General features: G+C 67.7%; 20 protein-coding genes. 11 read left to right on the forward strand and 9 right to left on the reverse strand.

Going from position 1 to position 21,198, the window contains the following annotated elements; genetic code table 11:
- Positions 1-55: 55 nt before the first annotated feature.
- From hemH to BVIR_RS03515, 4 genes are all read left to right on the forward strand, one after another.
- Positions 56-1,117, forward strand: coding sequence for a ferrochelatase (hemH, locus tag BVIR_RS03500; RefSeq protein ID WP_055036455.1), 1,062 nt, complete (start codon positions 56-58; stop codon positions 1,115-1,117).
- Positions 1,118-2,033: 916 nt separating this feature from the next.
- Positions 2,034-3,164 carry a type III PLP-dependent enzyme gene (locus BVIR_RS03505; RefSeq protein WP_055036456.1) on the forward strand — a complete coding sequence of 377 codons (1,131 nt, stop codon included), beginning with the start codon at positions 2,034-2,036 and terminating at the stop codon, positions 3,162-3,164.
- 180 nt (positions 3,165-3,344) lie between these two features.
- Positions 3,345-3,908, forward strand: coding sequence for a GNAT family N-acetyltransferase (locus tag BVIR_RS03510; protein ID WP_236823687.1), 564 nt, complete (start codon positions 3,345-3,347; stop codon positions 3,906-3,908).
- Between the two features lie 89 nt (positions 3,909-3,997).
- Positions 3,998-5,431 carry a homospermidine synthase gene (locus tag BVIR_RS03515; RefSeq protein ID WP_055036458.1) on the forward strand — a complete coding sequence of 478 codons (1,434 nt, stop codon included), beginning with the start codon at positions 3,998-4,000 and terminating at the stop codon, positions 5,429-5,431.
- A gap of 114 nt (positions 5,432-5,545) precedes the next feature.
- Here BVIR_RS03515 and aceB read toward each other — a convergent pair whose 3' ends face one another.
- Complete coding sequence (gene aceB, locus BVIR_RS16615; protein ID WP_055038650.1) at positions 5,546-7,132, reverse strand: malate synthase A; 1,587 nt, start codon at positions 7,130-7,132, stop codon at positions 5,546-5,548.
- Between aceB and BVIR_RS16620 the strand changes: the two genes are divergently transcribed.
- The 3 genes from BVIR_RS16620 (at position 7,104) to BVIR_RS03525 (ending at position 9,305) form a co-directional block, all read left to right on the forward strand.
- Entirely contained in the window at positions 7,104-7,475 is a 372-nt protein-coding gene (locus BVIR_RS16620) for a hypothetical protein (protein ID WP_145911879.1), read from the forward strand. The genes aceB and BVIR_RS16620 overlap by 29 nt on opposite strands.
- A 66-nt stretch (positions 7,476-7,541) precedes the next feature.
- Positions 7,542-8,663, forward strand: a complete 1,122-nt coding sequence (locus BVIR_RS16625) for a hypothetical protein (RefSeq protein ID WP_145911878.1) — start codon at positions 7,542-7,544, stop codon at positions 8,661-8,663.
- A 258-nt stretch (positions 8,664-8,921) separates the two neighbouring features.
- Complete coding sequence (locus BVIR_RS03525; protein WP_055036459.1) at positions 8,922-9,305, forward strand: c-type cytochrome; 384 nt, start codon at positions 8,922-8,924, stop codon at positions 9,303-9,305.
- Positions 9,306-9,561: 256 nt separating this feature from the next.
- Here the strand turns inward: BVIR_RS03525 and BVIR_RS03530 are convergent, their stop codons facing one another.
- On the reverse strand, positions 9,562-11,103 hold the full coding sequence (locus tag BVIR_RS03530; protein WP_055036460.1) for a bifunctional aminoglycoside phosphotransferase/ATP-binding protein: 1,542 nt from the start codon (positions 11,101-11,103) through the stop codon (positions 9,562-9,564).
- Between the two features lie 177 nt (positions 11,104-11,280).
- Between BVIR_RS03530 and BVIR_RS03535 the strand changes: the two genes are divergently transcribed.
- Complete coding sequence (locus BVIR_RS03535) at positions 11,281-11,691, forward strand: hypothetical protein (protein ID WP_055038651.1); 411 nt, start codon at positions 11,281-11,283, stop codon at positions 11,689-11,691.
- Between the two features lie 137 nt (positions 11,692-11,828).
- On the opposite strand, the gene cowN is transcribed toward BVIR_RS03535, so the two are convergent.
- The 3 genes from cowN to BVIR_RS03550 all read right to left on the reverse strand — a co-directional run bounded on the left by cowN (position 11,829) and on the right by BVIR_RS03550 (position 13,789).
- Positions 11,829-12,104: a N(2)-fixation sustaining protein CowN gene (gene cowN / locus BVIR_RS03540; RefSeq protein ID WP_417852050.1), complete on the reverse strand. Its 276-nt coding sequence runs from the start codon at positions 12,102-12,104 to the stop codon at positions 11,829-11,831.
- Positions 12,105-12,256: 152 nt separating this feature from the next.
- Positions 12,257-13,165 carry a DMT family transporter gene (locus BVIR_RS03545; RefSeq protein WP_055036462.1) on the reverse strand — a complete coding sequence of 303 codons (909 nt, stop codon included), beginning with the start codon at positions 13,163-13,165 and terminating at the stop codon, positions 12,257-12,259.
- A 57-nt stretch (positions 13,166-13,222) separates the two neighbouring features.
- Positions 13,223-13,789 (reverse strand): DUF2087 domain-containing protein, encoded by a 567-nt coding sequence (locus BVIR_RS03550; RefSeq protein WP_055036463.1) that lies wholly within the window; start codon positions 13,787-13,789, stop codon positions 13,223-13,225.
- A 355-nt stretch (positions 13,790-14,144) separates the two neighbouring features.
- Between BVIR_RS03550 and BVIR_RS03555 the strand changes: the two genes are divergently transcribed.
- Together BVIR_RS03555 and BVIR_RS16630 are read left to right on the forward strand one after the other, a co-directional pair.
- The gene (locus BVIR_RS03555) at positions 14,145-14,450 is read left to right on the forward strand and encodes a hypothetical protein (RefSeq protein ID WP_055038652.1); all 306 of its coding nucleotides are present in this window, start codon (positions 14,145-14,147) and stop codon (positions 14,448-14,450) included.
- A 218-nt stretch (positions 14,451-14,668) separates the two neighbouring features.
- Entirely contained in the window at positions 14,669-15,472 is an 804-nt protein-coding gene (locus BVIR_RS16630) for a hypothetical protein (RefSeq protein WP_145911877.1), read from the forward strand.
- A 484-nt stretch (positions 15,473-15,956) separates the two neighbouring features.
- On the opposite strand, the gene BVIR_RS03560 is transcribed toward BVIR_RS16630, so the two are convergent.
- The 4 genes from BVIR_RS03560 to BVIR_RS03575 form a co-directional block, all read right to left on the reverse strand.
- A complete protein-coding gene (locus BVIR_RS03560) occupies positions 15,957-16,691 on the reverse strand; it encodes a LutC/YkgG family protein (RefSeq protein ID WP_082416637.1) in 735 nt (244 codons plus the stop codon).
- Positions 16,688-18,130, reverse strand: a complete 1,443-nt coding sequence (locus tag BVIR_RS03565) for a LutB/LldF family L-lactate oxidation iron-sulfur protein (RefSeq protein ID WP_055036464.1) — start codon at positions 18,128-18,130, stop codon at positions 16,688-16,690. Before BVIR_RS03565 ends, BVIR_RS03560 begins: the two co-directional genes overlap by 4 nt.
- Before the next feature lie 4 nt (positions 18,131-18,134).
- Positions 18,135-18,917 (reverse strand): (Fe-S)-binding protein, encoded by a 783-nt coding sequence (locus BVIR_RS03570; RefSeq protein ID WP_055036465.1) that lies wholly within the window; start codon positions 18,915-18,917, stop codon positions 18,135-18,137.
- Positions 18,918-19,150: 233 nt separating this feature from the next.
- Positions 19,151-19,555: a PEGA domain-containing protein gene (locus BVIR_RS03575; protein WP_145911876.1), complete on the reverse strand. Its 405-nt coding sequence runs from the start codon at positions 19,553-19,555 to the stop codon at positions 19,151-19,153.
- A 314-nt stretch (positions 19,556-19,869) separates the two neighbouring features.
- Here BVIR_RS03575 and BVIR_RS03580 point away from each other — a divergent pair, with 314 nt between their 5' ends.
- The gene (locus BVIR_RS03580) at positions 19,870-21,171 is read left to right on the forward strand and encodes a DUF3422 family protein (protein ID WP_055036467.1); all 1,302 of its coding nucleotides are present in this window, start codon (positions 19,870-19,872) and stop codon (positions 21,169-21,171) included.
- Positions 21,172-21,198 lie beyond the last annotated feature (27 nt).

Here is a 21,198-nt window from a genome sequence, read left to right on the forward strand (position 1 = left end):
CTGCTCGACGTCGCGCCTGGTCGATCCTATTTCGGGGCGGGAAAGGATACGGACGATGAATATGCAACCGAGCCGGCATGACGTGACCGCCCCCGCCCGGCTGCCGGTCGACCATCCCTCCGTGAAGTTCGGCAGGATCGGTGTTCTCCTTCTCAATGTCGGCACCCCGGAAGGCACCGGCTACTGGGCCATGCGCCGGTACCTGAAGGAATTTCTCACCGACCGCCGGGTGATCGAGGTCAATCGGGTCTACTGGTGGTTTGTGCTCAACACCATGATCCTGCCGCGGCGGCCGCTGGACAAAGGCAAGGCCTACGCCTCGATCTGGAACACCGCCCGCGACGAAAGCCCGCTCAAGACCATCAGCCGCTCCCAGGCCGAGAAGCTTGGCGTCGACCTCGGCGGGCTCGATCACCGCGTGATGGTCGACTGGGCGATGCGCTACGGCCATCCCTCGATCCCGGAGCGAGTCGCGGCGCTCAAGGACGCCGGCTGCGACCGCATCCTCTTGGTGCCGCTCTATCCGCAGTATTCGGCGGCGACCACCGCCTCGGCCTGCGACAAGGCGTTCGAGGCCTTGATGAAGATGCGCTGGCAGCCATCGATCCGGGTGGTGCCGCCCTATTACGACGACGCGGTCTATATCGACGCTGTGGTGGAGGGCATGAAAGCCTCGCTCGCCAAGCTCAGCTTCGAGCCGGAGATCATCCTGATCTCGTTCCACGGTGTGCCGAAAAGCTATCTGATGAAGGGCGACCCCTATCATTGCCACTGCGCCAAGACCAAGCGGCTGATCCGCGAGGCGCTGGGGCTGGAGACCGAGCGGGTGATGTTCAGCTTCCAGTCGCGGTTCGGCAACGAGGAATGGCTGCAGCCCTACACCGACGAGACGGTGAAGGCGCTGGCCAAGCGCGGCGTGAAGCGGCTCGCGGTGGTGGCGCCGAGCTTCGCCATCGATTGCCTGGAGACGCTGGAGGAACTCGACGTCGAGAATCGCGAGATCTTCCTCCACAACGGCGGCGAGCAGTTTGCCTACCTGCCGAGCCTCAACGACAGCGAGGGCGGCATCAGGGTGATCCGCCACTTGGTCGAACGCGAGCTGCAGGGCTGGCTCTGAGACGGCGCCCCGCCGCTGTCATCCCGGACCGAGCGACGCGAGGAGACGGGATCGTCGGCAAGACAAGGCACCCCTTCCGGAAAACGGTCCCGGGTCGCGCGGCTGACGCCGCTTGCCCGGGACGACAGCCTGGGCATTGTCATCCCGGACCGAGCGACGCGAGGAGCCGGGATCGTCGGCAAGAAAGGCATCCCTTCCGGGCGACGGTCCCGGGTCGCGCGACTGACGCCGCTTGCCCGGGACGACGGGAATGACGGCAAGCCGTCCTGGATCGCGGGCGGTCGGCCCCTCGGCGCGACCACGACCTCTCCCGAACCGCCGAATCCGTGGCTTGAACGTCATAATTGCAGTCTTTGGCGGCATCGGGAAATTGACCCTTGAATAGGGGGGCGATTCATCCTATCTCGCACTTGCCCAATTTCGCACGTGCCTGTGGCCGCGTGCCGGTCGGTGGGCATCCGGACAAGAGGCCGGACAGCCGCCCGGGGATCAAAGGACGAGAGGCACCTCTCCGGTGCCAGGGTATCTCGACCTCCCCGTCAATCGACCGGCAGCTGGAGGCGAACCAGCAATCTCCTGCTCTCCGCAGGGGGACGCGGCTTGAAGCAACGACGTAGCGGGCTTTTTTGGTCTCTGCCGGCCGTCCATAGGCCGGGGTTACTGAAGAGGCACTACTCTTGCCGGGCGCGTGGATGGGGTCTTCCCACTCTCGCAAAGGCGTTGAACCCGACCGAAGGATGCGTGTCCCGCGTCCCTCGCAGCGTCGCTTCAACTCCGGATACGGCTCACGGTGAACGCTGGCTCCAGGCCAGCTTTGCGGGCGACGCTTGACGTCGCAGGCTTCGGCGTCTCCATCGCGCCGGCCTGCGCCTCTGGCGTTGCCTTGGGCTCATCTGGCCTTGGGAGGACCGACCCCATGACCGATCGCATCCGCGATTTCCTCGCCACCCGACGCCCCGAGGGGCCGTGCCTCGTGCTCGATCTCGACGTCGTGCGCGACAACTATGTCACCTTCGCCCGCGCGCTGCCGGACACCCGCGTCTATTACGCGGTCAAGGCCAATCCGGCGCCGGAAGTGCTGAAGCTGCTGGCCGAACTCGGCTCCTCGTTCGACACCGCCTCGGTGGGCGAGGTCGAGTGCGTGCTTGCCGCCGGCGCCGCGGCCGACCGTATCTCCTACGGCAACACCATCAAGAAGGAGCGCGACATCGCGCGCGCCTATCAGCTCGGCGTTCGGCTGTTCGCGGTCGATTGCGAGGCCGAGGTCGAGAAGATTGCGCGCGCCGCGCCGGGCTCGAAGGTGTTCTGCCGCATCCTGTGCGACGGCGCCGGCGCCGAATGGCCGCTGTCGAAGAAGTTCGGCTGCGCGCCGGAGATGGCGCCGCGCGTGCTCGAACTGGCGCACCGGCTCGGCCTCAACGCCTATGGCGTGTCGTTCCATGTCGGCTCGCAGCAGAACAATGTCGAGGCGTGGGACCACGCGCTGGGCACCGCTGCCGCGATCTTCCGCGAGATGGCCGAGCGCGGCATTTCGCTGTCGATGGTGAACATGGGCGGCGGCTTCCCGACCAAGTATCTCAAGCGGGTGCCGCGGGTGCAGTCGTACGGCAACGCCATCTTCCGGGCGCTGTCCAAGCACTTCGGCAACCATTTGCCCGAGACCATCATCGAGCCGGGCCGCGGCATGGTCGGCAACGCCGGCGTGATCAAGGCCGAAGTGGTGCTGATCTCGCAGAAGTCGGACGACGATCCGACCCGCTGGGTCTATCTCGACATCGGCAAGTTCCACGGCCTGGCCGAGACCATGGACGAGGCGATCCGCTACCCGATCAAGACGGCGCACGACCGCGACGCCAAGACGCCGTGCGTGATCGCCGGGCCGACCTGCGACTCGGTCGACGTGCTGTACGAGAAGACCCCGTACGAGCTGCCGGTGTCGCTCGCCATCGGCGACGAGGTGCTGATCGAGGCAACCGGCGCGTACACCACGATGTACTCGACGGTGGGCTTCAACGGCTTCGCACCGCTGGCGTCCTACGTGATCTGAGGCCGTAACCGCCGCTCGTCATGGCCGGGCTTGTCCCGGCCACCCACGCCTTTACGCGTTGAAGACGTGGATGCCCGGCACAAGGCCGGGCATGACGAAGGAGTGCGCCTTTTCATTCATTCCCGGACGGCCCGCAATGCGGGTGCGAGGGCCAGTCTCCTTTGAGTGGGAGGACCGGCCGTGGCCGACTTCGTCATCGACATCGAACACCCCGCCGACGCGGCGGCGCGCGAAAAGCTGCTCGACCGCGCCATGGGGCCGGAGCGGTTCAAGAAGACCTGCGAGCGCCTGCGTGCCGGCCGGCTGCCGGCCGAGGGCTTGGCGCTGGTGGCGCGCGACGCGCTCGGCCGCGTCATCGGCTCGGTGCGGCTGTGGCAGGTCGAGGCCGGCGGCGTTCCGGCGCTGATGCTGGGGCCGCTGGCGGTCGATCCGTGGTGGCAGGGCCGCGGCGTTGGCGCCGCGCTGATGCGGCAGGCGCTGGCGCGCGCGGCCGCGCGTGGCCATGGCGCGGTGATCCTGGTGGGGGATGCGCCCTATTACGCCCGCTTCGGCTTCTCGCCCGCGCTGACGGCGGCGCTCGACCTGCCGGGGCCGGTCGACCGCGCCCGCTTCCTCGCCTGCGAACTGCGCCCCGGCGCGCTGGCGGGCGGGCGCGGCTGCCTGCTCGCCAGCGGTGCGATGGCACCGCTCACGCGTGCCCGCCGCCGCCTCGCGTTGACGGCGCCGGCACGCCGTGCCTCATAGAGCCGGCCTGTCCACCCCATTTCGTTCCATCGTCCCGCGCATCCGGCGCGGGGCGCAATCGTCTGCGATGTCACTAGGAGAACAACACCATGACCGACTGGCCGGTTTATCACCGCATCGATGGTCCGATCGTGATGATCGGCTTCGGCTCGATTGGCCGGGGCACGCTGCCCCTGATCGAACGTCACTTCGCGTTCGACCGGTCAAAGCTGGTGGTGATCGATCCCAGCGACGAGGCCCGCAAGTTGGCCGAGGCGCGCGGCGTGCGCTTCATCCAGCAGGCGGTGACGCGCGACAACTATCGCGACCTCCTGGTGCCGCTGCTCACCGCCGGGCCGGGGCAGGGCTTTTGCGTCAACCTCTCGGTCGACACCTCCTCGCTCGACATCATGGAACTCGCCCGCGAGAACGGCGCGCTCTACATCGACACCGTGGTCGAGCCGTGGCTCGGCTTCTATTTCGACCCCGACCTGAAACCGGAGGCGCGCTCGAACTACGCGCTGCGCGAGACCGTGCTGGCGGCGCGCCGCAACAAGCCGGGCGGCACCACTGCGGTGTCGTGCTGCGGCGCCAACCCCGGCATGGTGTCGTGGTTCGTCAAGCAGGCGCTGGTCAACCTCGCCGCCGACCTCGGCGTGACGCGCGAGGAGCCCACCACCCGCGAGGAATGGGCGCGGCTTGCGATGGATCTCGGCGTCAAGGGCATCCACATCGCCGAGCGCGACACCCAGCGCGCCAACTTCCCCAAGCCGTTCGACGTGTTCGTCAACACTTGGTCGGTCGAGGGCTTCGTGTCGGAGGGCCTGCAGCCGGCCGAGCTCGGCTGGGGCACCTTTGAGCGCTGGATGCCGGACAACGCCCGCGGCCACGACAGCGGCTGCGGCGCGGGGATCTATCTGCTCCAGCCCGGCGCCAACACTCGCGTGCGGTCGTGGACGCCGACCGCGACGGCGCAGTACGGCTTCCTGGTCACCCACAACGAATCGATCTCGATCGCCGACTTCCTCACCGTGCGCGACGCCGCGGGCCAGGCGGTCTACCGGCCGACCTGCCACTACGCCTACCACCCGTGCAACGACGCGGTGCTGTCGCTGCACGAGATGTTCGGCTCGGGCAAGCGCCAGTCGGACTGGCTGATCCTGGACGAGACCGAAATCGTCGACGGCATCGACGAACTCGGCGTGCTGCTCTACGGCCACGGCAAGAACGCCTATTGGTACGGCTCGCAGCTCTCGATCGAGGAGACGCGGCGGATCGCGCCCGACCAGAACGCCACCGGACTTCAGGTGTCCTCCGCCGTGCTGGCGGGCATGGTGTGGGCGCTGGAAAACCCAAAGGCCGGCATCGTCGAGGCCGACGATCTCGACTATCGCCGCTGCCTGGAGGTGCAGACGCCCTATCTCGGCCCGGTGGTCGGCGTCTACACCGACTGGACGCCGCTTGCCGGCCGTCCGGGCCTGTTCCCGGAGGACATCGACGCCTCCGACCCGTGGCAGTTCCGCAATGTGCTGGTGCGGGACTGAGCGCGACCTGTCGCCCCGGGCGCCGCGTAGCGGCGACCCGGGACCGTTTGGCGAGTCTGCTGTCGTCCCGGCTCGGCGCGTCGCGCCGTCCGGGACGACATCGTTTGAGTGCCCTCAGTCGATCAGGGCATAGGCCGGGATGGTGAGGAACGCCTCGAACTCCGCCGCCAGCGACAGCTTGTGGAACAGCTGGGTTGCCTCGGCGAAGCGGCCGTAGTCGAACGCCTCCGCGCCGATCTCCTGGCGCAGCCGTGCCATCTCCTCGTGCAGCACGGTCTCGAACAGCGCGGGCGTGATCTGGGTGCCGTCGTCGAGCTTGGCGCCGTACTTGACCCACTGCCAGATCTGGGCGCGGGCGATCTCGGCGGTGGCGGCATCCTCCATCAGATTGTAGAGCGGCACCGCGCCCTTGCCGCTCAGCCACGCCTCGATGTAGCGCACGCCGACCCGGATATTCTCCCGGAAGCCGGCTTCGGTGCGGGTGCCCTGCGGCACCTCCAACAGCTCGGCCTGGCCGAAATCGACGTCCTCGCGCAACTCGTCGAGCTGGTTCTTGCCCGGCATCAGCCGGTCGAACACCGCCATCGCCACCGGCACCAGATCGGGGTGCGCGACCCAGGTGCCGTCGTGGCCGTCGCCGGCCTCGCGCTCCTTGTCGGCGCGCACCTTGGCGAAGGCGGCTTCGTTGCGCTCTGGGTCATCCTTGATCGGGATCTGCGCCGCCATGCCGCCGATCGCGAACGCGCCGCGCATGTGGCAGGTCTGGATCAGGAGCTGGGCGTAGGCTTTCAGGAACGCCTTGCCCATCACCACCTGGCCGCGGTCGGGCAGGATGAAGTCGGGCGTCTGCGCCAGCGTCTTGATGAACGAGAAGATGTAGTCCCACCGTCCGCAATTGAGCCCGGCGACGTGGTCTTTCAGCTCGTGCAGGATCTCGTGCATCTCGAACGCCGCCGGCAGCGTCTCGATCAGCACGGTGGCCTTGATGGTGCCGCGGTGGATGCCGAGCGTCGACTCGGTGTGCAGGAACACCTCGTTCCACAGCCGCGCCTCAAGGTGGCTTTCGAGCTTGGGCAGATAGAGATAGGGCCCCGAGCCGTCGGCCAGCGCCGCCTTGGCGTTGTGGAAGGCGTAGAGGCCGAAGTCGAACAGGCTGCCGGCGACCGGCGCGCCGTCGACCTCAAGGTGGCGCTCGACCAGATGCAGCCCGCGCGGCCGCACCATCAGCACCGCCGGGTCGTCGCCGAGTTCGTAGCGCTTGCCGGTGTCCGGGTCGGTGTGGTCGAACACCGCCGAGTGCCAGCGGTCCTTCAGGTTGATCTGGCCCTCGACCATGTTGGCCCAGGTTGGCGAGTTGGCGTCCTCGAAATCGGCCATGAACACCTTCGCCCCGGAATTGAGGGCGTTGATGATCATCTTGCGGTCGGTCGGGCCGGTGATCTCAACCCGGCGGTCGTGGAGGTCGGGCGGGATCGCCGCGACCTTCCAGGGATGCTGGCGGATGTGCCGGGTCTCGGGCAGGAAATCGGGCAGCTCGCCGGCGTCGAACCGGGCCTGCCGCTCGGCGCGCGCCTTCAGGAGATCGCGCCGCCGGCCGTCGAAACGGCGGTGCAGCGCGGCGATGAAGCCGAGCGCTTCGGCGGTGAGGATCTCCTCGAACCGTGGCGCGAGCTTGCCCAGCACCTTGACGCCGTCCGGCATCGCCGCCTTGCGCGGCGCCGGCGTGGTGCGCGGCTTGGCCGGCCGTGTGGACGGAGCGGTGGCTGGGCGCTTGGCCTCGGCCGGGCCGGCCCCGCGACGCACCGTCGGCGGCGGCGCGGAGCGGCGCTCGGCCTGGGCGGTGCGCCGGGTGGCGGTCGCGGCGCGGCTGGCGCGCGAGGCCGGCCGGCTGGCGGGCAGCGCCGGCGTCGCCGGTTTGGCCGCGCCACGCTTGGTCGCTGCGGGCTTCGTCGCAGTGGTCTTTGCTGCGGTGGTCTTCGTCGGCGTTGTCTTCGCCGCCGTCGGCTTGGCGGCTGCCCGTTTCGACGCTGCCGCGGGACGCTGAACGGCAGTTGAAGCACTGCGACCGCGGGCGGGCGCTGCCTTGGCGGCGGTGGCCTTGGTGGGGGTCTTGGTGGTCGCCTTGGCCTTGGTGGTGGCCTTGGTTTTGGCGGCAGGCTTGGTTGCGGCCTTGGTCTTGGGCTTGGTTTGGGTGGCGGCCTTGGTTTTGGTCGCGGGCTTGGTTTTGGTCTTGGTCGGCGTTGCGGCTTTCGCCGTCTTGGCCGGTTTGGCGGTCGTCGTCGTCCGGGTCGCGGTTTTCGCGGTCGCGGCCCGGCCTCGGGCAGGGCTCGCGGCGCGGGCGGGCTTTTTGGCTGCCGCCTGCTTCGCCTTGGCCGCAGCAGTCTTGGCCGCAGCAGTCTTGGTCGTGGCAGGTTTGGTCGCGGCGGTTTTGCGCGTCGCGGCCTTGGTTGCCGTTTTGCCCGCCGCGGTTTTGCGGGCGGTCGCCTTGGTTGCGGCCCTGGTCGTGTTGGCGGTCTTGGTCGTCTTGGCTTTGGCCGTCGCGGTGTTGCCGCGCTTGGCCGCCGCGGCCTTGGCCTTTGCAGTCTTGGCCTTTGCAGTCTTGGCCGTCGCAGCTTTGCCGGCGCCGGCCTTGCCGGTGGCAGCCTTCGCTGTGGTCGTTGTGCGCGCGCTCGGCTTGGCCGCGCTCGCTTTGCGGGCGGTCGTCTTCGCTGCGGGTGCCTTGCCGGGTTTCGCTGCGATCCGCTTCGTCGCGCCGGCGCCCTTGCCGGTCGCGGCTTTCGCTTTCGCCGGGGCTTTCGCCGCGGACTTGGCGGCGGTCCTGGTCGGGCTTTTCGTCGCGGTCTTCGCCGCGGGTCTGGCGGCCGTCTTCGTCGACCGCGCCGCGGACTTGCCGGCCGTCGTCTTGGTCGCAGCTTTGGCAGCCTGCTTGACCGGAGCCGCATTGGTGCGGGGCTTTGCCACAGCGGATTTGGCGGCGCTGGCGCGCGTGGCGGCTTTGGTCGCCTTGGCTTTCGACGCCTTGGTGTCGCCGTCAGTGGTCTGTCCAGGGCGCGCCGGTTTGCCGGCGCTGCGGCGCGAAGCTGTCCCGCTGGATTTCCCTGACGTCGTCGCCATCTCGTTTTCTCCTCGGAGCCCCGCCGTGTTGTTTTATTTGCGTGCCGATTCGGGACATTCGTTTGTTGGCGTTTGGTCTAACACGCACGCACGGCCCATCGTAGCGGGCGAAGGTTAGCGCATCTCGCTACGACATGGCATCGCATCGCGAAAGAAATATTCCAGACCAATAGCTTAGCGTCAGCATCCGCGGCGGGCGGCGCTGCGGCGCTGGCGGCGACCGTGGAACGGGGTTAACGCGGAACGCTGGAATTTTGTGCGCCGATGGCTTGAAGTCGCGCATTCCTAGTTTGGAACGATATTGCGATTGGCGGCGTGTCGGTGCATTACTCCCTCGCGCCGGCGCGAGGCCGGCAACGCTTTCGGGGGTAATGCCATGCGGAAATTGGTGTTCGGACTGTTCGTTCTCGCGGCAAGCGTCGCGCCGGCTGCGGCGCAGGATGCGGCGTCGGGCGAGCAGGTGTTCAAGCAGTGTCTCGTCTGCCACTCGATCGGCCCTGGCGCCAAGAACAAGGTTGGCCCGGTGCTGAACGGTCTGTTCGGTCGCCACTCCGGCACGATCGAGGGCTTCGCGTATTCGGACGCCAACAAGAACTCCGGAATCACCTGGACCGAAGAGGTGTTCCGCGAGTACATCCGCGATCCGAAGGCCAAGATCCCCGGCACGAAGATGATCTTCGCCGGCGTCAAGGACGAGCAGAAGGTCTCCGACCTGATCGCCTACATCAAGCAGTTCAACGCCGACGGCTCGAAGAAGTAATCATCGAGTGCAGTGCTGCCCGCGTCGCCCCGTGCGCGGGCGGCGTCTGGCGGCAAAGCCTGCGGGCTCCGGAAGATCGCAGCGCGACTCCGGGCCCCGCCTATCGGCGCTCCAATTCGATCCGGGAATCTTGGCGCCGGCCTGGAAATACGAATTGCGGACATCCGGCCACATGGGCCGGATTTTTTGTTGGTGGCTCCCGCTCGGTCGCGATTGTGGATGCCATACCAACGGCCGGCTGCCGCCGCCGTCGCAATCAGACGCCGATCGCGGCGGCGGCGCGCGCCACCACCGCCTCCAGCGGCCCGTCGGCGCCAATTTTCGGCCAATCGATCGGCCCGGTCGCCAGATTTTCCTGCATTGCCACCACCGCGGTGTCGGCGTCGGAGGCGTCCAAACGCCGGCCGGCGACCCGCGCCAGCCGCACCTCCAGCGGCGCCTCCAGCCAGACGCAGCTGGCGGTGACGCCGCAGGCCGCGGCCAGGGCTGCGACGTCGGCGCGCTCCTCCGCCCGCGCGAACACCGCGTCCACCACCACCGAGTGACCGGCGCGCAGCGCCCGGCCCGCCCGCGCGGCGAGGCGGCGATAGACCTCCGCCGTGAGCGCCGGGGTATAGGCGGCGGCCGGCAGCCGGTCGGTCAGCGCCACCCCGCACAGCCGCTTGCGCTCGACGTCGGAGCGCTCGACCAGCGCGCCGGGCAGCGGCGCCAGACGGCCGGCGATGGCGCGGGCGACGCTCGACTTGCCGGTGCCCGACAGCCCGGCCACCACCACCAGCCGCGGCGGCGGCGGCGCAATCGCGACGCAGGCGAGGCGGAAATAGCGCACCGCGTCGGCGCCGGCCGCTGCCGCAGCGTCGCCCTGCACCAGCGCGCGCCGCGCCGCGTTGACCTTGGCGCGGATCTGCGCCCGCATCGACACGAACAGCGGCAGCGCTTTGAGCGCGTCGAGGTCGTCGTCGCGGCCGGTGGCGAACAGATACTGGTTGAGAAGCTCGGTGGCGCTGCGGCGGCGGCCGCGGGCGATCAGGTCCATCAGCAGGTAGGCGAGTTCGTACAAGACGTCGCCGCTGGCGATCAGCGGGTCGAACTCGATGGCGTCGAACGGCAGCGGCCGGCCATCGACCAGCGCGACATTGCCGAGGTGAAGATCGCCGTGGCAATGGCGCACCAGCCCGCGGCGGCCGCGGTCGAGAATGAGGGCTTGCGCGCGCGCCAGCGCGGCGTCGGTGGCGTCGGCGAGGCGGGCGGCATCAAGCGCCGCAAACAGCTCGGGGTGCGCCTTGAACGTGGCGCGGTCGTCGTCGGCGTAGCTCGCCAGCGCGTCGTACCAGGCGCCGGCGTCGACCTCCGGCATCCGGGCATGGCCGGCCGCCACCACCTCGGCCAGTTGGTGGACCAGGCCGTCGGGCAATTCGCCGGCGTCGGCGAGCCGGTCGAGCGTCTTGCTCTCGTCGAAGCGGTGCATCTCGACCGCCCATTCGACCACCTCGCCGCTGCCGCCCAGCCTCAGCGTGCCGTCGCTGGTGCGGACGATCGGCACCACCCTGCGATAGATCGCGGCGGAGAACGGTGCGTTGACGGCAAGCTCGGCCCGACAGGCGGCCTCGCGCCGGGCCAGAGTGCTGTAGTCGAGATAGGAGTAGCGCACCGGGCGCTTGACCTTGAGCGCGCGATCGCCGGCCAGGAACACCACCGAGGCGTGGGTGTCGAGGCGCGTCACCGTCACGCCGGTGCCGTAGGTCGCCGGGTCGCTCAGCAGCGCGGCGACCTGTGGGTCGAGGTCGGTCCGGTCCATGTGCGGGTCCTCCTCCTGCCGGCGGCGCCGGCCTGCCGATGGGCGACAGCGGCTGATCGCACAGCCGTGCAGACGCCCTCTTGCGGTGCCCATGCAATCTGCTCCACAAATATGCACGCGCGGTCGAAACGTCAGCCCAATCCCGACCGCGAAGGCCTCTTTGCGAGGATGACGACGATGACCAAGCCGCCGCAGGACCTCAAACGCATTCGCCTCAATCTCGCCCGGTCCAAGGACTTTCCGGAGGGGTCAGCGCGGCACGGCTACGAGTTCGTGGCGCCGCTCGACGAACGCGGCTTCATCGATGCGGCGCTGTGGAAGAAGAACCGCGAGCAATGCCGGGTGCGCCGGTTCTGGGCCGGTGACCCCGACGAGATCGGCCACGTGATTCATCGGCCGGGCGGCAAGGCCGGCGGGGTGTGGGCGTTCCACTACGATATCCGCGACGCCGACAACGACCCCGACGACGACGAGGCCGGCTACCGCCTCGGCGCCCATGCCTTCGTGCCCGGCGAATACGTCTCGATCCGCGACGAAGACGGCGACCTCCACACCTTCATCGTGGTCTCGGTCGAGGCGGTGGTCTGAACGGAACGGTTACAGCGGCCAGCCGTCCTTCCCATATTTTTGGCACCGGTCGCGGCAGCGTCCGATCGAGCGTCTGGCGTACGCGGCCCGGAAAGCGCAAGGCCGGCGGCGAGGGCCGGCGCGGGACCCGGCGGCGCTCACATGCAGATGCGCTCAAGCTCCTCGAGCATGTCGAGCGTCTCTTGATCGTCGAGGTCGTCGAGCAGCTCGCGCAGCGTTGGCAGATAATTGTGCAGCACGCGCAAATCGTCGAGCCCGCGGCCGTGGGCGAGTTCGCGCTGCTGGCGAAAATAGTCCCAGAACGGGTTGTCGCCTGCGGCGACATGCTGCTCGATCCGCGCCATCACCGCGCGGGTCTTGCCGTCGCAGTCGATGTTCTTGAATGAAACATAACGGTCAGTCTGCTGGTCCAAAGTCATGTCCTTTCCAAAGGGCGCCGGCCTGGCCGTGGCTTGGCGGCGCAAGGCCGGCGCGTCTCCCGCCAGCATGCAAGGCTCGGGCCAAGGGTGGGGGGGTGCCCCGGCATTGCGCGCGATGGCGTCCGCTTCCAACGGGGGAGCCGCCGTTATCCGTTCGCCGGCTTCGGCGCGGCCGCCAGCCCGAGCACGACGCCCCCGATGAGAAGGGCGATGCCGAGAAGCTCGACTCCGGTGGGCAGATGCCACGCCGCCGCCATGGCGTAGAGGAGACCGAACACCGTCTCTGACACGATGAGATAGCCCAGCATCTCGCCGGGCACGCGCCCGCTCGCCACGTTCCACAGCCAGGTGGCGAGCCAGGATGCGAGCCACGCGAGGGCGGCGCTCCACCCCATGAGGACGGCCAGATCAGCGCCTGCCGGCCAGCCGAACACCTCGTCCGCCGGCCGCAGCAGGGCCAAAGGCGGCAGCGTCGCCAGAGTGGCGACCCCGGTCAGCGCCGTCCACGCCGAGGCGCCGATGGCGGGACGCGCGGCGAGGAACTCGGCATTGGCCAGACCGTAAAAGGTCCAGCTTGCCAGCGCCAGCAAGGCAAGACCGAGCCCGGCCAGCGCCCCGCCGCCCGCGCCGGGCTCGGCGGACTGCAGGCGAAGGGCGAGCGCGGCCAGGATCAGCGCCGCCGGCAGCACGAACCGGCCGACGCGGAAGCCCGGCCGGCGCAGGCCCCCGGCCACCGCCATCACCACCGGCAGGGTGCCGATCACCAAGGTCGGCAGCGCCGGGCCGGCCAGCCGGACCGCCTCGGCCAGCAGCAGGTAATAGAGGGTGTAGCCGGTGAGGCCGAGCACCAGCAGCCGCGCCCAGTGCCGTCTCAGCACCGGCCACCACGACGCCCGCGGGCTGGCAGCGAGCACCACGCAGGCCGACAGGCCGAACACGCCAAAGCGCAGCAGCGTGAGCTGGGTCGGCGTCCACGGTGCCACCATGGCGGGGGCGACGAAGGTCAGCCCCCACAGCACCCCGGCGCCGAGCCCGGCCGCCAGCCCCACCACCATCGGCTGCCCCGCTTTTTCTCGCGGTAGCGTGTCACGACCCGGACCGCCGCGTCCAGCTCACGCTGCCCGCAGGGAGCGGGCGGCGAGGGCGCGGATCAGCGCCACGGCATCGGGCGGCGGCGCCTGCTCGATGCGGCGGTAGACCCCGCCGTCGGGCGTGCGGGTCATCATGCCGGCGTCGATCATCTCGCGCCGTATGAGGGCGTAGTCGCCGAAGGCGTGATGGCCGAGCAGCATCACATTCACCTCGCGCTCGGCGAAGCGCCGCCGGGCCGGGATGCGCGACCACAGCACCCACAGGCAGGTCTGCTGCTGGTTGAACTTCTTCGGCCAGCGCGTCAGTCGCCCGTCGTCATCGAACAGCTTCGCCAGCCGTTCGATGCGTCTGCGGTCGACCGGCGGCGGCGCAGGAGGCGCCGCGATGGTGGCATCGAGGGGGGCATCGAGGTGGCCATCGAACCGGGCGCGGAAGTGCTGGAAATTCTTCCAGCCGGCGGCGCGCGCCAGCATGTTGAGCAGCTCGACGTGGCCGGGCGGCTGGTCGCGGCCGTCGAGCTGGCTCTTGAGCGCGCGGGCGAGCGCGGAGATATCCTCCGCATGGAACGGAAAGATCGGTCTGGACATCGCAGATCCCCTTCGTGCCGTCCGGGATCGGAGCGTCGTGGTCGCCGACTTGCGACACGGGCACGGGGTGCGGTGTCGATCCAACAAATGGCAGGTTCAGCTCCCCTTGCGGGGCGGCGACGCCTCGGTATCTGCCGACCGGAGCTGGATATAGGCCGCGCCGGCGCCGGCGGCAAGGGTGGCGCCTCCCGCCGACCTGACGCCGGGCTGACGGCGGCGTTCATCGCGCCGTCAGGTCCGACGTGCCATTCTCCAAATTGCGGTCGCCGGATACCGCCATTGCCGGCGAGCCGGGCCGCAACGCGTCCGGCTGGCGCCGCACCGGATCAACCGCGCCGCATCGATGGAGACCACCATGTCCAACACGCTGTCGAAGATCGCTTTCCGCATCGTCGCTCCGGCCGCCGTGCTCGGCGCGGCGCTGGCGATGGCCGCGCCGGCCGGCGCCCAGGGTATGGGCCAGGGTGGCGGGCAGGGCACCGGCCCGGTCGGGCAGACCTGCGCCGCCGACCTCGCCAAATACTGCGCCAAGGCTCCGCACGGCGCCGGGGAGGCCCGCGCCTGCCTTGAAGACAACCGTGCCAAGTTGACGGCCGACTGCCGCAACGCACTCGACAATACCGGCGGCGGCCGCGGCATGGGTCGGGGCCAGCAGAATTGACCAACTGACGGGCTCCCCGGCGGGTCGACCCGTCGGGAGGCCTTATCTTGATCTCAACGCAATTGGACAAAGTTGCAGATAGGTACGTCGGTGTAGGAGGCACGGGTAAACCCCAAGATAGACCGGTTTGGTCTAGAGCGTTATGGTTGCGATGAATCGCTTAAGTATTTTGATTATTTTAGAGGGCGACCATGGTTGAGAGGTTCGAATTATTTCGTATGTCCCTTCTCTCGCGCCCGCAGTTACCGTTATTTGAAGACAGAGAGCTTTCACGAGAAGACTATTTGCGCAAAGTATTTAACGAGGAAAGGATATTCTCACATCATTCAATTGCTTATCACTATGTGCCTGACTCTGGAGGCCGCAAGAAGGACGCTGTTCTCGGGAGGATAGGCCGAAGAGTGATTGTCGAAGAGAATCTTCCTCCAGAGGATGGCTTCGCTGACTCTACATATGAAACGCACCGCGCAGCTGCTTTAGTATTGGACCCAACATCGCACCCCGACGGTCAGAAGTTAGCGATTCAAAACCGTGTCGGAAGTCCAACAGCTCTCGCAAACTCGCTCATAAAAGCGATTAACTTTGTGCACTCCCAGTCAATTTATCATATAGAAATCCAACCGATATTCGATGCTAAAGAATTTTGGCAGTGGGCCTCAGAAAATCAAGGCGATGTAACATCGTTAACTTTCGAGTTTGTTGCTCCAAATGGAATGTGGAGCACGGAAACAGACTTAAAAGATGAATTAAGAAGCTTCCATGAATCTATTGGATCCGATTCAATACAGCAAACATTTAAGAGCTGCGGCGGGTTGAAATTAGATAGCCCGAAGATCGTCGAGGCTGTTGAATACGTGCAAAGCGGAAGCGGAAGCATTTCAGCAAGATCCAGAAGAAATAAAAAATTCAGCTCAAAGAAGAAGCCAAAATCGATTGTAATTCCACCTTCAATAGAAGTTGGTTCGGGATCTCTACTTGAGCGTGCCTATAACCGTATCCGAGAGATCCTTGGCCGTGAATAAAACAATCGCTGTATGTACGTTAATTGTTTCAGTTGGGTTGTGGATTCTCCTTTCGGTGGAGGCGCCTTGGATTTTGGGTGACAACAACGCATTTCTAAAAGGGTTTGTTAATCACGAATTTATAAGCTTTATGGGAATAATTGTAACAATAACGCTTGCGTCTGCCTCAAATTTATATATTGAACTTAATAAGTATGAAGAGATCGCAAAAATACCTGTGTTTAAAAGAACAAAATTCGGATTGAGGCAATCTGCGTCCGTCTTACTGTTGATGCTATGCTTTTCGATTATTCTAGTTATTGCAAAGCCATTGATTGATTCGGGCCCGATCTCGCAGTCATTTTTAAATGGATTTGCTATATTAATAATAATAACCAGCATCATAACCTTGATCGATATCACGAGGGCTGCTTTCTCTTTAGACCCGCTTCCTCCTAAATAGAGTTGGTATCTTATTTGTTGGTGCTGTTGGTCTATTTATATCTCAGCCCGCCACCAGGATGTGCAGCCGGCGCGGGCCGTGGGCGCCGAACACCAGCCGCTGCTCGATGTCGGCCGAGCGCGACGGGCCGGTGATCCAGTTCACCGCGCGCGGCATCACCGCCGGCCCGAACCGGGCGCGCAGCGCGTCCCACACCGTCTCGTAGTCGCCGACCACGTCCTCGGCCGCCACCACCACGATGTGGGTGTCGGGCAGGAAATTCAGCGTGGTCGGGTTCTGCGGCCCCGACATCAGCACCACCGTGCCGGACTCGGCGACCGCGGCGAGCGCGAACGACACCCCGACCAGATCGCTGCCGTCCGACGGGCCGACCGTGATGTCGAGCCCCGGCACGGTGCGCCAGGGCAGCGCGGCGAGCCGCGGGTCGGTGCCCAGCCGCAGCCGCGGCGGCAGATTGTGGTTGCGCAGCACGGCGGCGATGGCGGCGGGAACCTCGCTCTTGTGGGCGAGCTCGCCGAAGCTGGCGCCGGCGGCGACCGCCTGGTCGCGGAACAGCGCGATCCGGCCCTTGCGGTCGAGCTGGCCGCGCGCCGGCACCGGCCCGCGCGGGTGGACGGACAACCGCCCGGCGACGGCGTTGGTGCGCCACGGCTCGTTGCCGTTGATGCCGAGGGCGCGGTGCATGGCGCCGAGGATGGCGTCGCGGGCGGTGGGCCGGGCCGGCCGGATGTCGGGGGCCTCGCCGGGAATCGGTGCGTCGGGATCGCTGTCGCTCATCTTGCTGCCCTCCGCCGGGCCTTGACGTGCTTCTTCCAGGCCGCCTGGAAGGTCGAGCCGGCCGGCGCCGGCAAATCGCGCTGCGAGGTCCAGCCCCCCGCGAACGGCAGCCAGCCGAGCCGGCCGCGGCCGAACGCGAGGAACCGCATGGTCGCCGCCGCCAGCCGGCCGAGCGGGCGGTAGAGCCAGCCGCGCTGGGCGAGGAAGGCGAAAACCGACAGGCCGTGGCGCTCCACCTTGGGGGTGAGGTTCTGGTTGAACTGCTGCTCGCGCCAGTATCGCATCATCGCTGGCAGCGGGATGTGCACCGGGCAGACCTCCTCGCAGCGGCCGCAGAAGGTCGAGGCGTTGGGCAGGTGGCCGGCCTGATCGATGCCGATCAGGGTCGGCGTCAGCACCGAGCCCACCGGCCCGCCATAGACCCAGCCATAGGCGTGGCCGCCGATGCGCTGGTAGACCGGGCAGTGGTTGTAGCAGGCGCCGCAGCGGATGCAGCGCAGCACCGGTTGCAGCGGCGTGCCGAGCAGCGCGGTGCGGCCGTTGTCGAGCAGCACCACGTGGTATTCCTCCGGCCCGTCGGGGTCGGAGGCGCGGCGCGGCCCGGTCGAGAACGTGGTGTAGACCGCCTGTTCCTGGCCGGTGGCCGAGCGCGCCAGCACGCGGAGCAGCGTGGTGGCGTCCTCCAGCGTCGGCACCACCTTCTCGATCGACGCCAGCACGATATGGGCCTTGGGCAGCGTCTGGGTCAGGTCGCCGTTACCCTCGTTGGTGACGATGACGGAGGTGCCGGTCTCGGCGATCAGGAAATTGGCGCCGGTGATGCCGACGTCGGCGGCGAGGAAGCGCTCGCGCAGGATGCCGCGCGCCTCCGCCAGCATGGTCGCCGCCTCGTCGAGGTTGCGGTCGCCCGGCAGGTGGCTGTGGGCGCGGCGAAAATCGGCCTCGACCTGGGATCTCGTCAGGTGAACCGCCGGCGCGATGATGTGCGAGGGCATCTCGCCGCGCAGCTGGATGATGTATTCGCCGAGGTCGGTCTCGACCGGGGCGATGCCGTTGGCCTCCAGGTGCTCGTTGAGCCCGATCTCCTCGGAGATCATGCTCTTGCCCTTGGTCGCGGTCTTGGCGCCGAGCTTCTGGCAGATGTCGAGCACGATGGTGCGGGCGTCCTCGGCGGTGGCCGCCCAGTGGACGTGGCCGCCGGCCTTCACCACCTTGTCCTCGAACGCCCGGAGATAGAGGTCGAGATAGGTCAGGGTGTGGGTCTTGATGTCGCGCGCGGCCTCGCGCAGCGCATCGAACTCCGGCAGGCGCTCGGCGGCGGCCTTGCGGCGGCCGATGAAATTGGCCTCGAAGTTGCGCATCGAGGCCTGAAGCGGCTTGTCGGCGAGGGCGCGCTTGGCGTTGGCCTTGAACGCGGGCGAGGTGATGCGGACCGCCACGGCCTCAGCTCCGGTCCGGTTCGCCGATGCCGGGCTCGTGGCCCATGCCGGCCAGCATCTCGGCGACATGGCGGGCCTGGATCGGCTTGCCGTCGCGCGTGATGCGGCCGGCGATGTTCAACAGGCAGCCGAGGTCGCCTGACAGCACCTGCGGCGCGCCGGTGGCGGCGATGGCGGCAACCTTGCGCTCGACGATGGCGCCGGAAATCTCGGGGTACTTGACGCAGAACGTGCCGCCGAAGCCGCAGCAGGCCTCGGCGTCGGCCATCTCCGCCACCGTCAGGCCGATGACGTGGCCGAGCAGCCGGCGCGGCTGCTGCTTGACGCCGAGCTCGCGCAGGCCCGAGCAGCCGTCGTGATAGGTGACGGTGCCGTCATATATCGCGCGGATGCGCTCGACCTTCAGCACGTCGACCAGGAACGAGGTCAGCTCGAACACCTTGTCGCTGAACGCCTTGGCCCGCGGCAGCCAGGCATGGTCGTGCTGGTGGTCGAACAACTCGACGTAATGGGTCTTCATCATGCCGGCGCAGGAGCCGGACGGCACCACCACGTAATCGTAGGGCTCGAAGGTCTCGATCGCCTGCTTGGCAAGGCCGCGCGCGGTGGCGCGGTCGCCGGAATTGAACGCGGGCTGGCCGCAGCAGGTCTGCGGCGGCACCTCGACGGTGCAGCCGGCGTCTTCCAGCAGCTTGGCGGCGGCAAACCCCACCTTCGGCCGCATCAGGTCGACCAGGCAGGTGACGAACAGGCCGACGCGCGGCGGCGTCGGGGTCTCCGAGCTCATGTCGATGTCTCCGGGCCGGCTGGCGACGGCGCGCCGCCCGCGGCGGGGCCGGACTGTGGCCGAACGCCCCCGCACGTGCAAGACCGCGCGCGCGACCCGGCCATGACCGCCAGGGCCTGCCGGCGCTCCGGCAGATCACGCCATGATGCCGGCCGCAGGCCGGCGAAAAATCCTGAGGTGAGCGAAGGTTTCTCAAAGCCGCGGCGCGGCCTTCGCGAGGGAGGTGCCGGCGCTCACAGCGCGGCGGTGTGCTTCTTACTGGGCTTTTTCTTGCTGGGCGGCGGCGGCGGGGCCGGCTCCAGCACGATTTCGACCGGGTTGGGATAAAGCTGGCGCTGCGCCTCGCTGCCCTCGCCCATGACGGTCCAGTGCACGTCGGCGGTCTGGTCGATGAAGCCCGGCTTGCTGACGGTGACGACGTACTGCTCGGCGCTCGCCGGCACCTTGATGGTGCAGGGCGTCGACGGGCAGCTCTCGCCGGTGGAGGTCCGCGCCTGGGCGCCCTCGGGCTCGGAGGCCACCTGAATCTCGGCCGTCGACGGGCCGAAAATGTTGCCGGCGTCGAGATCCCCGCCCAGGCCGGCGCAGCCCCCGAGCGCGACGCCAACCGTCATCATGGCGATCAAATGAATCCGCATGCTTTCCCCCGGCTGCACGCCTGTAAGGCATGGGAGGCCCGAACGCCAAACGAGTCAATCGGCTGCCGTGTTAACCGATCGTTATGGTTAATGGCGGTTCATCTTCAACCAGAGGGCGAGGAATCCGCAGGGGCTTCGCCGGGTCGGGACAAAATCGGCGCCGGCAGTGCGCAAGCGGGCGGGCGAATCCGCTATGAGGACAGCGCGACGGCGCTGTCCAGGCTTGCCGAGGCGCCGGCGCGCCCCGATCTGTGCAGGCGCATGCCGGTGGCGGTCCCGCCTCCGGCCGGGTCGGGCGATCAAGGGAGAGACAGGTGACAGGAGCGGTTTCGATCGGCGAAGAACGGTCGCTGGCGGCGCATCCGCTCAGAACTGCCGTTCTCAACGAGGTGCATGCACGGCCGTTCACCCTGATCGAGACGCCGCGGCGCATCCTGCACTTCACGTTCCTCACCGACCTCGAGCACGCCCAGGCCGACCGCGTCGCGCTGGCGCGCTATCTGTCGAGCCGCGGCCTCGACGCCCCCAAGCCGGAGGCGAAGTACCACCGCGTCTCGCTCGGGGCGACGCTGCTGCGCTGGGAGCAGCACTCCGAATTCACCACCTACACCTGGGACCTGCCGTCGGAAGGGCTGGCCGGGGTGCCGGTGCCGTTCCACCCGCCGGCGTCCGACATCGCCGACCCGATGCGGCTGGTGCCGCAGCCGGGGCCGCTGCTGGTGGCGGTCGACCTGCATCTGATCGCCGACGCCGGCATCGCGCCGGAACGGCTGTTCGACCGCGCCAGCCTCGCCCGCTCGCTGGTCTATGGCGGCGCAGGCGAGGCGGTGACCGATTTCCAGATCGACCCGGCCGGCTACATCCGCATCCTGGTGCTCGACCGCATGCTGGGCCCGGCCCGCGCCGGCTCGCTGGTGCAGCGTCTGCTCGAAATCGAGACCTATCGTGCGCTGGCGCTGCTCGGCCTGCCGGAGGCCCAGCGCATCACCCCGCAGGTGAGGCGGATCGAGCGGGCGCTGGCCGACCTCACCGAATCGATGCGGCTGGCGGAGGGGCTGGCAGCCAACCACGAGCAGCTCGACAAGCTCATCACGCTGTCGTCGGAGATCGAGGCCGCCGTTGCGGCCTCGTCCTACCGTTTCAGCGCCTCCCGCGCCTATGACGACATCATGCAGCAGCGGCTGCTCGCCATCGACGAGCAGCCGGTGGCCGATTTCCCGACCTGGCTGGTGTTCCTGTCGCGGCGCATGGCGCCGGCGCTGCGCACCTGCCAGGCCATCGCCGACCGCCAGGCCGATCTGTCGAACAAGCTGGCCCGCGCCGCCGACCTGTTGCGCACCCGCGTCGACATCGACGTGCAGCGCCAGAACCTCGAAGTGCTGGAATCGATGAACCGCCGCTCGCGCCTGCAGCTCCGGCTGCAGCAGACCGTCGAAGGGCTGTCGATCGCGGCGGTGAGCTATTACGTGGTCGGGCTGGTCGGCTACATCGCCAAGGGCGCCTCCGACGCTGGGGCGCCGGTCTCGCCGGGCCTCATCACCGCGGCCGCGGTGCCGGTCGTGGTGCTGGTGCTGTGGCGTTTGGTCCGGCGCATCCGCCGGAAGCACACCGAGTAATTCGGTTTCCGGGAGATCCCTTCGGGA

This window comes from Blastochloris viridis (assembly GCF_001402875.1).
GTDB classification, from domain to species: domain Bacteria; phylum Pseudomonadota; class Alphaproteobacteria; order Rhizobiales; family Xanthobacteraceae; genus Blastochloris; species Blastochloris viridis.